15 protein-coding genes are annotated in these 13,691 nt (G+C 65.7%); 7 read left to right on the top strand and 8 right to left on the bottom strand.

The window, feature by feature from the left end:
- Positions 1-13: 13 nt before the first annotated feature.
- A complete protein-coding gene (locus ACFC0O_RS29835) occupies positions 14-415 on the bottom strand; it encodes a cytidine deaminase (protein ID WP_364646522.1) in 402 nt (133 codons plus the stop codon).
- A 300-nt stretch (positions 416-715) separates the two neighbouring features.
- On the opposite strand from ACFC0O_RS29835, the gene sdhC reads away from it, so the two are divergent.
- Genes sdhC through ACFC0O_RS29815 form a run of 4 tightly spaced genes read left to right on the top strand, consistent with a single transcriptional unit; the run spans position 716 to position 4,091 of the window.
- Positions 716-1,108, top strand: a complete 393-nt coding sequence (sdhC, locus tag ACFC0O_RS29830; protein WP_375963459.1) for a succinate dehydrogenase, cytochrome b556 subunit — start codon at positions 716-718, stop codon at positions 1,106-1,108.
- 10 nt (positions 1,109-1,118) lie between these two features.
- Positions 1,119-1,550 carry a succinate dehydrogenase hydrophobic membrane anchor subunit gene (locus ACFC0O_RS29825; protein ID WP_375963456.1) on the top strand — a complete coding sequence of 144 codons (432 nt, stop codon included), beginning with the start codon at positions 1,119-1,121 and terminating at the stop codon, positions 1,548-1,550.
- Positions 1,551-1,566: 16 nt separating this feature from the next.
- Positions 1,567-3,324, top strand: coding sequence for a succinate dehydrogenase flavoprotein subunit (gene sdhA, locus ACFC0O_RS29820; protein WP_375963454.1), 1,758 nt, complete (start codon positions 1,567-1,569; stop codon positions 3,322-3,324).
- The gene (locus ACFC0O_RS29815; RefSeq protein ID WP_375963451.1) at positions 3,324-4,091 is read left to right on the top strand and encodes a succinate dehydrogenase iron-sulfur subunit; all 768 of its coding nucleotides are present in this window, start codon (positions 3,324-3,326) and stop codon (positions 4,089-4,091) included. Before sdhA ends, ACFC0O_RS29815 begins: the two co-directional genes overlap by 1 nt.
- 67 nt (positions 4,092-4,158) lie before the next feature.
- On the opposite strand, the gene ACFC0O_RS29810 is transcribed toward ACFC0O_RS29815, so the two are convergent.
- Positions 4,159-4,389, bottom strand: coding sequence for a hypothetical protein (locus ACFC0O_RS29810; RefSeq protein ID WP_375963449.1), 231 nt, complete (start codon positions 4,387-4,389; stop codon positions 4,159-4,161).
- Positions 4,390-4,501: 112 nt separating this feature from the next.
- Positions 4,502-5,104, bottom strand: coding sequence for a PadR family transcriptional regulator (locus ACFC0O_RS29805; RefSeq protein WP_375963447.1), 603 nt, complete (start codon positions 5,102-5,104; stop codon positions 4,502-4,504).
- Positions 5,105-5,229: 125 nt separating this feature from the next.
- Here ACFC0O_RS29805 and ACFC0O_RS29800 point away from each other — a divergent pair, with 125 nt between their 5' ends.
- The gene (locus ACFC0O_RS29800; protein ID WP_375963445.1) at positions 5,230-5,685 is read left to right on the top strand and encodes a hypothetical protein; all 456 of its coding nucleotides are present in this window, start codon (positions 5,230-5,232) and stop codon (positions 5,683-5,685) included.
- A 204-nt stretch (positions 5,686-5,889) separates the two neighbouring features.
- Positions 5,890-6,777, top strand: coding sequence for a phenylalanine 4-monooxygenase (locus ACFC0O_RS29795; protein WP_375963442.1), 888 nt, complete (start codon positions 5,890-5,892; stop codon positions 6,775-6,777).
- Here the strand turns inward: ACFC0O_RS29795 and ACFC0O_RS29790 are convergent.
- Together ACFC0O_RS29790 and ACFC0O_RS29785 are read right to left on the bottom strand one after the other, a co-directional pair.
- On the bottom strand, positions 6,774-7,391 hold the full coding sequence (locus tag ACFC0O_RS29790; RefSeq protein ID WP_375963439.1) for a TetR family transcriptional regulator: 618 nt from the start codon (positions 7,389-7,391) through the stop codon (positions 6,774-6,776). The two genes, ACFC0O_RS29795 and ACFC0O_RS29790, sit on opposite strands and share 4 nt — an antisense overlap.
- Positions 7,381-8,895 (bottom strand): MFS transporter, encoded by a 1,515-nt coding sequence (locus tag ACFC0O_RS29785; RefSeq protein WP_375963436.1) that lies wholly within the window; start codon positions 8,893-8,895, stop codon positions 7,381-7,383. Before ACFC0O_RS29785 ends, ACFC0O_RS29790 begins: the two co-directional genes overlap by 11 nt.
- Before the next feature lie 98 nt (positions 8,896-8,993).
- On the opposite strand from ACFC0O_RS29785, the gene ACFC0O_RS29780 reads away from it, so the two are divergent.
- A complete protein-coding gene (locus ACFC0O_RS29780) occupies positions 8,994-10,334 on the top strand; it encodes a D-alanyl-D-alanine carboxypeptidase family protein (RefSeq protein WP_375963433.1) in 1,341 nt (446 codons plus the stop codon).
- A gap of 2 nt (positions 10,335-10,336) precedes the next feature.
- On the opposite strand, the gene yhjD is transcribed toward ACFC0O_RS29780, so the two are convergent.
- The 3 genes from yhjD to ACFC0O_RS29765 form a co-directional block, all read right to left on the bottom strand.
- On the bottom strand, positions 10,337-11,356 hold the full coding sequence (gene yhjD, locus ACFC0O_RS29775) for an inner membrane protein YhjD (RefSeq protein WP_375963944.1): 1,020 nt from the start codon (positions 11,354-11,356) through the stop codon (positions 10,337-10,339).
- Between the two features lie 211 nt (positions 11,357-11,567).
- Entirely contained in the window at positions 11,568-12,596 is a 1,029-nt protein-coding gene (gene trpS / locus ACFC0O_RS29770) for a tryptophan--tRNA ligase (protein WP_375963431.1), read from the bottom strand.
- A 102-nt stretch (positions 12,597-12,698) separates the two neighbouring features.
- On the bottom strand, positions 12,699-13,631 hold the full coding sequence (locus ACFC0O_RS29765; RefSeq protein WP_375963428.1) for an oxygenase MpaB family protein: 933 nt from the start codon (positions 13,629-13,631) through the stop codon (positions 12,699-12,701).
- Positions 13,632-13,691 lie beyond the last annotated feature (60 nt).

The raw sequence follows: 13,691 nt of genomic DNA, 5'->3' as shown, positions 1-13,691 counted from the left end.
GGCGCGCGGCGCGTTATTGCTGTCCGGCTTCCAAGTCGTCGGGGCCGAAGGCATCGGGCAGCAGGTTGCTCAGCGGTACCGGTGCGCCGCGATGATCGATGACGACTTCGCCGCCGCCGTGCTCGAACAGCAGCTGCCGGCAGCGTCCGCAGGGCATCAGGATTTCGCCCCTGGAATCGCAGACCGAGACCGCCGCGAGTCGTCCGCCACCGGACGAAATCAAGTTACCGACCAGTACACATTCGGCGCAGAGGCCCAAACCGTATGAGATATTTTCCACATTGCAGCCGCTCACCACGCGCCCGTCAACGGTGAGAGCAGCGGCGCCGACGGGGAATCTGGAGTAGGGCGCATAGGCGTTCTGCATTACTTCGAATGCGTTGCGGCGCAAGGCGTTCCAGTCAATATCCGACATATCGGACCATCCTTCCATGCCCGTGCGGGAACCCGCCTGAAACGCCCCGGACGACACCCCGAAAATCAGGAAAGGCAAACCTAACTCAGCAATTTCAAGGCCAACGAGCGGCACGCCGAATTAGTTCCGGAAGATGGCTGGGATTAGAGTTCAGAACAGATCGGTTCAGGTTCCCGACTGCGGGCCTGCAGCACTGCCACCGGACGTCATTCCGGCCGTGAGCTGGTGTTATTCGACAGTCCAATGGCTCCGCGCCGGATCTGACCGGGTCCATCAACGACGTTGGAGGCACCGCACTCTATGACCACGCTAGAAGCTCCGGCCAAGCCGAAGCGGACCCTGTACCGAGGCGACCCCGGCATGTGGTCCTGGGCTCTGCACCGCATCACCGGCGTAACCATCTTCTTCTTCCTGTTCGTCCACGTGCTCGATACCGCCCTGGTGCGCGTCAGCCCGGACACCTACGACCAGGCGATCGAGACCTACAAGAACCCCGTCGTCGCCCTCATGGAGATGGGCCTCGTTGTCTGCGTGCTGTTCCACGCGTTCAACGGCGTCCGGGTCATCCTTGTCGACTTCTGGTCGAAGGGCCCCCGCTACCAGCGCCAGATGCTCTGGATCGTGCTCGCGATCTGGATTGTCGTCGCGGGCGCCGGGATCGGCCGCCAGCTCTTCTACCTGCTGACGAATTGAGCCACTGACCATGACCGCACCTGTTCTCGGTAAGTCCTACGACCGCCCCGCCAGCCTGGACGCCCCGCGCGCCCCGCGCCGCGCCGGTGGCAATAACTTCGAGAAGTACGCGTGGCTGTTCATGCGCTTCTCCGGCCTGCTGCTCATCATCCTGGTCATCGGCCATATGACGATCATGCTGATGCTGGACGGCGGCGTGCACCGGCTCAACTTCGCGTTCGTCGCCGGCCGCTGGGCCTCGCCGTTCTGGCAGATCTGGGATCTGACCATGCTGTGGCTCGCGCAGCTGCACGGCGGCAACGGCCTGCGCACCGTCATCGACGATTACGCGCGCAAGGATTCCACCCGCTTCTGGCTGAAGACCGCGCTGGTCATCTCCATGATTCTCGTCGTGGTGACCGGCACGTACGTGATCTTCACCTTCGACCCCAACATCAGTTAGGAACAGGCAGCCTCCGATGAGTGAATCTCGACCGATTCAGGAGCACCGCTACGACGTCGTGATCGTCGGTGCCGGTGGCGCTGGCATGCGCGCGGCGATCGAGTCCGGGCCCCGCGTCCGGACCGCTGTCCTGACCAAGCTCTACCCGACCCGCAGCCACACCGGCGCGGCGCAGGGCGGCATGTGCGCCGCCCTCGCGAACGTGGAAGAGGACAACTGGGAGTGGCACACCTTCGACACCGTCAAGGGTGGTGACTACCTGGTCGACCAGGACGCCGCGGAGATCATGGCCAAGGAGGCCATCGACGCCGTGCTCGACCTGGAGAAGATGGGCCTGCCGTTCAACCGCACGCCCGAGGGCAAGATCGATCAGCGCCGCTTCGGCGGTCACACCCGTGACCACGGCAAGGCGCCCGTGCGCCGCGCCTGCTACGCCGCCGACCGCACCGGTCACATGATCCTGCAGACGCTGTACCAGAACTGCGTCAAGCACGACGTGGAGTTCTACAACGAGTTCTACGTGCTCGACCTGATCATGTCCGGCACCGTCGCGACCGGCGTGGTCGCCTACGAGCTGGCCACCGGCGAGATCCACGTCTTCCACGCGAAGTCGATCATCTTCGCCACCGGTGGTTCGGGCCGCATGTACAAGACCACCTCCAATGCCCACACCCTCACCGGTGACGGTATGGCGATCGTGTTCCGCAAGGGACTTCCGCTGGAGGACATGGAGTTCCACCAGTTCCATCCGACAGGTCTCGCGGGTCTGGGCATCCTCATCTCCGAGGCGGTCCGCGGCGAGGGCGGCATCCTGCGCAACGCGTCGGGTGAGCGGTTCATGGAGCGCTACGCCCCCACCATCAAGGACCTCGCACCGCGTGACATCGTCGCGCGCTCGATGGTGCTCGAGGTGCTGGAAGGCCGCGGCGCCGGGCCGAACAAGGATTACGTCTACATCGACGTGACCCACCTCGGCGAGGACGTGCTCGAGGAGAAGCTCCCCGACATCACCGAATTCGCGCGCACCTACCTGGGCGTGGACCCGGTGACCGAACTGGTTCCCGTCATGCCGACCTGCCACTACGTCATGGGCGGCATCCCGACCCGCATTCGCGGTGAGGTGCTGCGCAACAACACCGATGTGGTCCCCGGCCTGTACGCCGCCGGTGAGTGCGCGTGCGTGTCCGTGCACGGCTCGAACCGCCTGGGCACCAACTCGCTGCTGGACATCAACGTGTTCGGCCGCCGCGCGGGCATCGCCGCCGCCGAGTACGCCGCCCGCACCGAATTCGTCGAGCTCCCGGAGAGCCCGGCGCAGATGGTGCAGGACTGGCTGGCGCTGATCCTGTCCGACCACGGCAATGAGCGCGTGGCCGACATCCGCACCGAACTGCAGTACACGATGGATATGAACGCCGCCGTGTTCCGCACCGAGGACACCCTCAAGCAGGCGCTGACCGATATTCACGCGCTCAAGGAGCGGTACACCCGAATCACCGTGCAGGACAAGGGCAAGCGCTACAACAGCGATCTGCTCGAGGCCGTCGAGCTCGGCTTCCTGCTGGAGCTCGCCGAGGTCACGGTCGTCGGCGCGCTCAACCGCAAGGAATCGCGCGGCGGCCACGCCCGCGACGACTACCCGGACCGCGACGACACCAACTACATGCGCCACACCATGGCCTACAAGACCGGCCCGGAGCTGATCTCGGACATCCGGCTGGACTACAAGCCGGTGGTGCAGACCCGTTACGAGCCGATGGAGCGTAAGTACTGATGACTGCTGTCGCTGAAACGCCGCAGAAGGCCGCTCCGGTGCCGGAAGGCTCCGTGCTGATCAATGTCAAGATCGCGCGGTTCAACCCGGAGGACGGTCAGGGCCAGCGCTGGGACGAGTTCAAGGTGCCGGTGCTCCCCACCGACCGGTTCCTGAACGTGCTGATCTACATCAAGTCCTACCTGGACGGCACGCTCACCTTCCGGCGCTCCTGCGCGCACGGCGTGTGTGGCTCCGATGCCATGCGCATCAACGGCGTCAACCGCCTGGCGTGCAAGATCCTCATGAAGGACATGCTGCCCAAGAACGGCAAGGACATCACCGTCACCGTCGAACCCATCCGCGGCCTGCCCGTGGAGAAGGATCTCGTGGTGAACATGGAGCCGTTCTTCGACGCGTTCAAGGCGGTGAAGCCGTACCTGATCACCTCGGGTAACGAGCCCACCTACGAGCGCATCCAGTCCCAGCACGACCGGGCTCGCTTCGATGACACCACCAAGTGCATCCTGTGTGCCTGCTGCACCACCTCGTGCCCCGTGTACTGGAGCGACGGCAGCTACTTCGGTCCGGCCGCGATCGTGAACGCGCACCGCTTCATCTTCGACAGCCGGGACGAGGGCGCTCGCGAGCGTCTGGACATCCTGAACGATGTCGAGGGTGTGTGGCGCTGCCGCACCACCTTCAACTGCACCGACGCGTGCCCCCGTGGCATCGAGGTCACCAAGGCGATCCAGGAAGTCAAGCGCGCCCTGCTCTTCGCCCGGTAATAAGCCGAAACATGAAGAACGCCCGCATCATTCGATGCGGGCGTTCTTCGTATCCCCCGAAAGTCGCTCAGTGGCAGCGGGCGTAGCCCGAGCCGGAGGGGCGGCAGTGCAGCAGGCGGATTTCGTCGGCGGTGGCGGTGGGGGCGACCGACTGGGTGTCATCGGTCTGCGCGACCTGGGCGGGCTGATCCAGCGGAATGCCTTCGGCCATGGCGGAACCCGCGCCGATGGGCGAGAGCATGGCGACCGCAGCCGCACCGACGATGAACAGACCTGCGCGACGCACCGAGATCGTCATGGTGGATAACCTTTCATTCCCACTCCCCCTTGGGAGTTCGTTGAAAAGATCATCACCGGCGGACCTTAACGGCCATCGGGGTAAATTCTTAAAAACGATGTGGCCCCGGCTGTTACGTCTGGAACGCCGCCAGCGATTCCCACGACCAGGTGAGCGTGCCCGCCGCCAGATCCGCGATAACGCCTTCCAGCCAACGGAGTTCGGCGTCCGCGACGGCGCGCTGATATTCGTCTTCCAGGGTGACGATGCGGGGTAGCCCGAACTGCGCGGATTGCGCTGCGTCGGAATCGATTTCGGCGATCCGGGTGCGGATCGCGGCGGCCCGGTTCGACAGTTCGACCTGAGCCTGTTCCGGCCCCATGAGCATCAGGAACGACAGTGCCGCGGGGAATTCCGGGAATTCATTGCGCGGCTGCGCGACCATCTCGGTCAGCCAGGTCATGAACGCCGCGCGGCCCGCATCGGTGATCTCGTAGACGGTGCGCTCGGGATACTGCTGATCGCGCCCGGTCTCGCGCACCGCCACCAGTCCGGCGTCCTGCAATCGCGCGATGGTCTTGTACAGCCCGGCCCGCTGCCCCACGTTCACGACCTTGTCCTTGCCCCACTCCTTGATGCGGCGCTGGATGGCGTAGGGGTGCATCGGCTCCATATGCAGGATGCCGAGCAGCGCCAGCGCCAGGGGCGAGCGTTTGAACTGCGGCGATGCTGTCATACCCGCATCCTACTGGGTTCCGGACAACTAGATTTTCAACTACTAGTTGCCAAGCAACTAGTGTCTGTGCAACTATTGAGGAGCAGGCGAACCCGACCCGCTCCACCGCCCCGAAAGGCAGCGCAATGAACACCACCACCCGCATCCACACCGATCACGGCACCACCAAGCGCCTCGGCGACTGGACCGCCGAGAAGCATTTCGAGGTCAAGGCCCGCTACGGCAGCGTCGTCATCGATCTGCGTTCGCCGCTCATCGAGGGCGAGGACGAGATCGTGGTGCACGCCGATCTGGACCACGCCATGGTCAAGCTGCTGGTTCCGGACGACGCGGTCATCGACCAGTCCGAACTGGAGTGGACCGGTCGCGGCCGGGTCAAGGACTTCACCCGTCCCGCAACCGCTTCCGGCCGCGTCATCCGGCTGACCGGTGCGGTCAAGAGCGGCGAGTTCCGCGTGCATCGCGGCGGTATCGCCGTGCTGTCGGCGCTGTTCAGCCGCGAGTTCATCGAGGATGCCCGCAAGGCCAATCGCGAGGGCCGCACCCCAACCCTGGTCGACCCGGCCAACGCGCCCCGCTGAGCGATAACCCGATCGAAGGCCGCCCGCACTGCAATGCGGGCGGCCTTCGCCGTGCCGGGTGCGATTCGGGCCATTGGGCGTGCTGCACACCGGCCGGCGGCAAGGCCGCCGTCGACTCACCCACGCGGCCCGTTCAGCTTGGCAATTTGCTCAGCTGAGCGGGCATTTGTTGTCTGAATCACACGGTGGTGATTGCATCAGGATATGTTCACCGAGGGTCAGCTGTACTCGCCGGTCACGCAGGTCGATGACGGCAATGTGCTGGTGCATCTGAGCGATGAGCATCCCGGCGTGCACGATCCCGAGTACCGCGCGCGCCGCAATGCGATCGCCGCGATGGCGTTGAATTACCGGGCGGGCGAGCCGGTGCCGCAGGTCGAGTACACCGAGGAAGAACAGCGGGTGTGGCGGATCGTCTCCGCCGAATTGGCGTTCAAGCGCGCGAAGTACGCCTGCACCGAGGTGGTGGAGGCGGCCGATCGGCTGAATCTGCCCACCGATCACATTCCGCAGCTGGACGAGGTGTCCGCGAAACTGTTCCCGCGCACCGGATTCCGCTACGCGCCCGCCGCGGGTCTGGTGCCGCTGCGGGAATTCTTCGGTTCCTTCGCGGATCGAATCTTCCACTCCACCCAGTACATTCGGCATCATTCCGCGCCGCTGTACACCCCGGAACCGGATGCGGTGCACGAAATCCTGGGCCATGCCAATCAATTGGCGAGTCCGCGCTTCGCGGCGCTGTACGAAACGGTGGGCGCGGCGGTGCAGCGACTGGAAACCGAGCGCGCACTCAAGTTTCTGGCGGATGTGTTCTGGTTCTCGCTGGAGTTCGGCGTCGTCCGGGAGGACAACGAAGTCCGTTGTTACGGAGCGGGTCTGCTGTCCTCATTCGGTGAGATCGAGGAGTTCCGCGGTGCGCGGCTGCGACCGTTGAGCATCCAGGAGATGGGCACCGCCGTCTACGACATCACGCACTATCAGCCGATCCTGTACTGCGCGCGATCGATCACCGAGATCGAGGATGTGGTGGGCGGTTTCTTCGCCACCGTCGATGACGAGGCGGTGGCGGCGCTGACCCGGCAACCGGTCTAGATGCGCATTCCGGATTCCAGGAAGGTGATCACCCGGATGATCTGTTCCTGACTGAACGGTTCGTCCCCGACCAGCGCGAACATGGCCCCGGTGAGCGCGCCGACCAGCGCCCGCACCTCGAAATCGGTATCGGGTCGCCCCAACCGCCGCGCCACGATGCCGGACATGAGGGTGATATTGCGCTCGAATTCCCGTGCCACCGCACCGCGTAACTCCGGTACCGAGTACACCAGCGCCACCCGGTTCTTCTCGAATTCGAAGATCTCCGGGTCCATCGCACCGAACGCTTCGATGGTGGCGTCGCGGATGGCGGCCAGGATCGGTTTGTCCTTGGGCTGCCGGTCGATGGCCTCGATCATCACCGGGTCCAGGTCGTCGGCGAGCACCAATTGCTCTTTGGACGGGAAGTACCGGAAGAAGGTGCTCGGCGAGACGTCGGCGGCTTCGGCGATCTGCTCGATGGTGGTCTCGGTGTAGCCCTGTTCCCGGAAAAGCCGGAACGCCTCGGAGCGGATGGTGCGCCGAGTGCGTTCCTTCTTCCGTTCCCGCAGGGTCGGCCGGGGCCGACTCGCGGGTTCCTCGGAGATCAGTGCGTGGGTGGACTCAGCCGGCATGAACCGATTGTGCCGCATCGTTCTCGGGCTCCGGTGCGACCGGCTGGGACCGGGTGAGCAGCAGGGCGAGTGCGGTGGCCGCCAGGGTGATCCCGGCGCACACCCACAGCATGACGCTCATACCGTCGACGAACGCGGTCTGGACGTGGGTGAGCACGGCCGGATCGCCCAGTTTGCGAGCCACGCCCACACCGGCGTTGACGCCGTCGGAGATCGGATCGCGATTCAATTCGCCCAGGCTGGATCGGTACTGCGTGGCGAGCACCGTGCCGAGGATGGCGACGCCGATGGTGCCGGCGGCCTGGCGCAGCGCCTGCAACAGCGCGGAGCCGGACCCCGCGCGTTCGGCGCTGAGATCGCCCATGGCCAGGCCCATGGAGGCGGGCATGATGAAGCCCATACCGAGGCCGACCAGGGCCAGCGCGCCCGCCGCGAGCCCGTATCCGCTGTCGATGGTGATGAGGGCGGCGACGCCGAGTCCCACTGTGAGGAAGGCGAATCCGAGCGAGAGCACCATCCGCAGGCCGATCCTGGGCAGCAGTTTGTCCACGGTCCGGCTGCCGACCAGCAGGCCGCCGATGAGCGGGAGCAGTCGCACGCCGCTGCCGAGGCTGTCGGTGCCGAGCACGGACTGGAAGTACTGCGGCATGGTGAAGAACAGGCCGAACATGGCGAAGTTGACGATGACCATATAGACGGTGCCCCAGCGGAATCCGGGTGCGGCGAAGAGTCCGAGGTCGATCAGCGGATGTTCGGTGCGGCGCTGCCACAGTACGAACGCGCCGAGCAGCAGGGTTCCGGCGGCCACTGCCGCCCAGCCCGGACCATTGCTCCACCCTTCCTGCCCGAGTCGGATGAAACCGTAGGTGAGCCCGAGCATTCCGGCCACGGACAGTGCGATGCCGGGCAGATCGATGCGGAAGACGCTGCCGCTCTTGGATTCCGGAACCAGCAGGGCCACGGCGGTGGCGCCGACGATGACCAGCGGCACATTGATCAGGAAGACCGATCCCCACCAGAAGTGCTGCAGCAGCCAGCCGCCGAGGATGGGGCCGAGCGGGAGCCCGATGGCGGTGGAGGTGATCCAGATGGTCAGTGCGCGTTGCCGTTCCGCCGGATCGGGGAACAGCCCGGGCAGGACCGCCATGGACAGCGGCATCATGGCCGCCGCGGCCACGCCGAGCACCACGCGGGCGGCGATGAGTTGTCCGGAGGATGCCGCGAAGGCGCAGGCGATGGAGGCCGCGCCGAACAGCAGCAGGGCGGCGAGCAGTAGCTTCTTGCGGCCGTAGCGGTCGCCGAGCGCGCCCGCGGGGAGCATGACGGCGGCGAGGGCGAGGGTGTACGCGCTGCTGAACCACTGCAGCGCGCCGGTGTCGGCGTGCAGGTCGACGGACAGGGTGGGCAGCGCGACGGTCAACACGGTGACGTCGAGGCCGATGGTCAGCATGGCGACCGCTAGGGCGCCCAGGGCCAGCCAGCGGCGCACTCCTGGCTCTTTCATGACAGTTCCAATCAGTTGATGCCAACTAGATAATGAGAGCGTCTCTCATTTGCTAGTGTCTGTCAAAACTTGTCGTGTCATGCTCGCCTCTAAGCTCGATGGCGATGATCATCCGCAGGCATTCGCGCCGAGACCCCAGTTCCGCCGGAACACCCCGGCGACGCGTATCCCTCATGGCCGCAGCCGCATTGGCGGCCGGACTGACCGCGATGACGGGCGTGACCTACGCGCCCCTACCCCTGGCCACGGCACAACCGCCGACCACCTCGCCGACCCCGTTCACCACGCCGAATACCGACAATTGCCCGAACAAGACCACTCCGCCGCCGCCCATCGACACCTCCGAGGTGCCCGCACCCGGTGAGAGCGCGCCCAAACCGCTGCCGATTCCGAATCCGCCCATCGGCGGGGACCGGCTCGGCGGCTGCGGTGTGGTGCTGCCCTCGGGCGCGCCCGGGCTGCCGGAGGGCATTTCCGCGACCGCGTTCGTGGTGTCGGACCTCGATACCGGCAAGGTGCTGGTGGCCAAGGATCCGCACGGGCGCTACCGGCCCGCCTCCACCATCAAGGTGCTGCTGGCGGATGTGGCGCTGCGCGTACTGGATTTGAACAAGGTGGTGATCGGCACCCAGGAGGACGCCAACGCCGACGGCACCCGGGTGGGCATCGGGCCGGGTGGGCGATACACCAATCGGCAGCTGTTCCAGGCGCTCATCATGGCATCGGGTAATGATGCGGCGCATGCCATCTCGGCCCAGCTGGGTGGCGACGAGGCGACCGTCGCGAAGATGAACAGTATGGCGGATCGATTGCAGGCCAAGGACACTCGCGCGGCCACGCCGTCCGGGCTGGACGGTCCGGGTATGAGCACCTCGGCCTACGATCTGTCGCTGCTGTTCCGCGATGCCATGACACTGCCGCTGTTCGCGGAGTTGATTCACACCGAACAGGTGGACTTCCCCGGCTATCCGGCCGATCCGAAGAACACCGATGACAAGGATCATCCGGGCTATCCGATCGGCAACGACAATCACCTGCTGTTCGAATACGACGGTGCGCTCGGCGGTAAGACCGGATACACCGATGACGCCCGGCAGACCTTCGTGGCGGGCGCGCAGCGCAATGGGCATCGGCTCGCGGTGACGCTGTTGAAGGCGGATGTGCTGCCGTTCCGGCCGTGGGAGCAGGCGGCGAAACTGCTGGATTACGCGTTCGCGCTGCCGTCCGGCGCGAATGTGGGTCAGTTGCCGAATGCCTCTGCCAAATCCACGGATTCGACCGTGGTGGTGGCGAGTCCGCCGGTGATCGCGTCCACCGAGCCCGCCGATGACACCGCGTCCGACCATCGCGGGCTGCGCAATACGCTCATTGTCGGCGGCGTCATCCTGGTGCTGGTTTTACTGGCCGGTGCGCGCCGGATGAACCGCCCCCGGCGCTGACCTCAGCGCCTGCGCAGGGCTGAAATCGCCGCTCCGGCAAGCGCTCCCGCGCCGAACAGCGCCGCGCCCGTTCCGGCCGTGAGTCCCGGACCCGAGATCCGGGGTTCGATGACGGCCGGGGCGGGCGCCGGAATATCCGCCGGGACTTCGTTTTCCGTCGCGGTGGCCGCCCAGGCGGTGGCGAACAGGATGATGCGCGCGGTGAAGTAGCTGAACACCATCAGGCCGATAATGGGTCCGAAGGCCACACCGGCCGGGCCGTTCACCACCGAGCGCAGGATGATCGAGGCGAGCTGTTTGAACGCCTCGAATACGACCGCCGCGATCAGTGCGGCCCGGGCGGCACTGCGGAAGGTCACCGGATGCCGGGGCATGCGCGCGATGACCCAGACGAATACGGCCCAGTTCGCGAGGACGGCCAGCAGTAGCGACAGCAGGGTCAGCAGCACCGTGATCCAGGCCGATTCGCTGATATGCCAGCGCTCCAGCAGTTTGCTGATCAATCCGCTCGACGCCAGTATCGACAGGCCCAGGGATATGCCGATGGCCAGGAACAGTCCGATGAGCGCGAGCAGATCCGAGAGCTTGGTGACCGCCCAATTGCGATCCTTGCTGGGCTGGTCCCACTGTTCGGTGAGCGCCGCCCGGAGGTTCGCGATCCAGCCGAGCCCGGCGTAGGCACCGGTGGCCAGGCCGATCACGCCGACCCCGGCGCGCGAGCGCACCGCCTGGGTGATCAGGTCATTGATCTGGTCGCCCGCCGCGCCCGGAATGTTCTCGACGATCTTGTCCTGAATTTCCTTCAGCCACTCCGGATTTCGGGACAGTACGAAACCCGCGACCGCGAATCCGACCATGAGCAGCGGAAACAGCGACAGCACGGTGAAATACGTGATGCCCGCGGCGTAGTAGTCGCCGCGCTGGCGCTGATAGCGGCCACCGGCGCGCACCAGATGATCCAGCCAATGCCTGCGCTGGATCTCGCGCTCGATTCTGGCCTGTATCTTGCCGAACACCGCCACCTCCGCAATGCCCCGGCGCACGGTGCCGGACCGGAAGGCCACTGGCCGTCGGTCAGGCACCCGCGCGTGAGTTCTACCGGCGAACTACCTCTTTCGCGCGGAGGTAAACATGTTCGCCCTGGTCAGGCCTCTACTCTTCCATCTCCCGGCGGGTGAGCGGGGCAAATGCGGTGCGCGTCGGCCGAATCGCGACCTTCGCCACAGCTATCGCTCAGCGCGGCAGGAAGCCGACCCGCTCGTACACCTGGGCCAGGGTCTGGCTCGCGACCTCACGGGCGCGCTGTGAGCCCTCGATGAGGATGCGGTCCAGTTCGGTCTGATCGGACATGTACTCGTCGACCTTCGCGCGCAGCGGGGTGACGAATTCGACCAGGGCGTCGGCGGTATCGGATTTGAGATCGCCGTACCCCTTGCCCTGATAGTTCTCCTCCAGCGTGACGATCGGGGTGCCGCTGAGCGAGCTCAGGATGACCAGCAGATTGCTGACGCCCGGCTTGGTCTCCGGGTCGTAGCGGATCTCGCGTTCGGTATCGGTGACCGCGGAGCGGATCTTCTTGGCCGAGACCTTGGGATCGTCCAGCAGATTGAGCAGGCCCGCATCGGTCTGGGCCGATTTGCTCATCTTGGAGGTGGGATCCTGCAGGTCGTAGATCTTGGCGGTGCCGGTGACGATATGCCCCTCGGGCACCACGAAGGTCTTCTTGTAGCGAGTGTTGAAGCGCTGCGCCAGATTTCGGGTCAGCTCCATATGCTGGCGCTGATCCTCGCCGACCGGCACCAGGTGCGGGCGGTAGAGCAGGATGTCGGCGGCCATCAGGATCGGATAGGTGAACAGGCCGACGGTCGCGTTCTCCGAACCCTGTTTGACCGACTTGTCCTTGAACTGGGTCATCCGGCTGGCCTCACCGAAACCGGTGATGCAGCTCAGCACCCAGGTCAGTTCGGCGTGCTCGGGCACCTGGCTCTGCACGAACAGGGTCGCCCGCTTGGGGTCGACGCCCAGGGCCAGCAGCTGAGCGGCCGCGACCTTGGTGCGATGGCGCAGCACCTTGGGGTCCGGCGGATTCACCGTGATGGCGTGCAGGTCCGGAATGAAGTAGAAGGCGTCGAATTCGTCCTGCAACGGCACCCAATACTGCAGCGCGCCAAGGTAGTTCCCCAAATGGAAGGAATCGCTGGTCGGCTGGATCCCGGACAGGACCCGCTGCTTGCGTTCGGCGGAAGGTGCAGGACTCGACATATTCAGATCTTCGCACGCCGGTCGAGCCAAATTCCGCGCGGTGCCAACAGGCCGGTCCGGGGCGTTCTCGGCCCGTCGGACCCGGCCGCGACAGGCGGGCGCTCAGCCCGCTCGGGCTGCCAGCGACAGCGGATCCACGCCCGGCATGCTCGGGCGGCCCGAGGCGACCAGGCGTTGTTCCCGGCGTGTCGCGAGGCGGTAGAGCGGGTAGCTGGGGCCGGTGAGCTGGGCGCGCAGCAGTTTGGGGGCCAGGGGTGGTGAGTAGTGCGCGGTGCGGAGGGCCTGGGCGAGGGTGCGGCAGGCGACTTCCTCGCGAATGCCCCAATTCAGCTCGTACATATCGCGGATGCGCGGCGGGAGGCTGCCCTGGACGAGCAGGTTGAAGCCGCCGAGGGCCTGCTGCACCGGCATCGGCATGGGGTAGGCGATGCGCTGGCCCATCAGGTAGGAGCCGACCAGTTTGGCTTCGTCGGTGAGGAAGACCTCGTCCGAGGCCAGGTAGCCGTCGTAGACGCGGCGGAAGTCGGCGTAGGTCGCGGGCGCGGCTTCGCGGGGCATGCCGAAGAGTTCGCCCCAGCGGCAATAGTCCTGGTACAGCCCCTCGCGCTCATTCGGGGTGAGTTTGCGGACCAGCAGATCGTGCATGACCTCGGCGGAGTCGAAGGTGAAGGCCATGGTCATGAACATGAGCTGTGGATCGTGCGCGGAGTACCGGGTGCCCGCCGGATTGCGCTCCCCCGCGTCCTCGGGCAGTGCGCCGCTGACGGTGCTGTGCCGCTTGCGGGTGAAGGCGCGGGCCCGATCGGCTTCCTCGCGGGTGCCGAGGGAGACGGCTTCGAAGAGCTTGCCGGTCAAGGCGAGTCGCGTGTACGGCGTGGTCCGATGCTGGGTGTTCTCCGCGGTGCCGACGTAGAGCAGCGGGTGCACCGCACCGATGACCAGTGCGCGCTGCCCGTAGGTGAGACCCACCGCGCGCTTGCGCATGACCCGCCTGATCATCGAGTCATCGGAGAAGTACCCGGTCTGTGCAGGCATCGTTGCCTCCTGGTGCGCTGTGGCGCAGGCCACGCCATCTGGAAATAGAGTCCCCCAGAA

It is taken from the genome of Nocardia sp. NPDC056100 (assembly GCF_042266325.1).
GTDB lineage: Bacteria > Actinomycetota > Actinomycetes > Mycobacteriales > Mycobacteriaceae > Nocardia.
This window is presented reverse-complemented; position numbering and strand designations above follow the sequence as displayed.

Bases quoted from the DNA above. Each gene is read 5' to 3' on its own strand.
- ACFC0O_RS29835 (WP_364646522.1), bottom strand. From the start codon at position 415: ATGTCGGATATTGACTGGAACGCCTTGCGCCGCAACGCATTCGAAGTA.
- sdhC (WP_375963459.1), top strand. From the start codon at position 716: ATGACCACGCTAGAAGCTCCGGCCAAGCCGAAGCGGACCCTGTACCGA.
- ACFC0O_RS29825 (WP_375963456.1), top strand. From the start codon at position 1,119: ATGACCGCACCTGTTCTCGGTAAGTCCTACGACCGCCCCGCCAGCCTG.
- sdhA (WP_375963454.1), top strand. From the start codon at position 1,567: ATGAGTGAATCTCGACCGATTCAGGAGCACCGCTACGACGTCGTGATC.
- ACFC0O_RS29815 (WP_375963451.1), top strand. From the start codon at position 3,324: ATGACTGCTGTCGCTGAAACGCCGCAGAAGGCCGCTCCGGTGCCGGAA.
- ACFC0O_RS29810 (WP_375963449.1), bottom strand. From the start codon at position 4,389: ATGACGATCTCGGTGCGTCGCGCAGGTCTGTTCATCGTCGGTGCGGCT.
- ACFC0O_RS29805 (WP_375963447.1), bottom strand. From the start codon at position 5,104: ATGACAGCATCGCCGCAGTTCAAACGCTCGCCCCTGGCGCTGGCGCTG.
- ACFC0O_RS29800 (WP_375963445.1), top strand. From the start codon at position 5,230: ATGAACACCACCACCCGCATCCACACCGATCACGGCACCACCAAGCGC.
- ACFC0O_RS29795 (WP_375963442.1), top strand. From the start codon at position 5,890: ATGTTCACCGAGGGTCAGCTGTACTCGCCGGTCACGCAGGTCGATGAC.
- ACFC0O_RS29790 (WP_375963439.1), bottom strand. From the start codon at position 7,391: ATGCCGGCTGAGTCCACCCACGCACTGATCTCCGAGGAACCCGCGAGT.
- ACFC0O_RS29785 (WP_375963436.1), bottom strand. From the start codon at position 8,895: ATGAAAGAGCCAGGAGTGCGCCGCTGGCTGGCCCTGGGCGCCCTAGCG.
- ACFC0O_RS29780 (WP_375963433.1), top strand. From the start codon at position 8,994: ATGGCGATGATCATCCGCAGGCATTCGCGCCGAGACCCCAGTTCCGCC.
- trpS (WP_375963431.1), bottom strand. From the start codon at position 12,596: ATGTCGAGTCCTGCACCTTCCGCCGAACGCAAGCAGCGGGTCCTGTCC.
- ACFC0O_RS29765 (WP_375963428.1), bottom strand. From the start codon at position 13,631: ATGCCTGCACAGACCGGGTACTTCTCCGATGACTCGATGATCAGGCGG.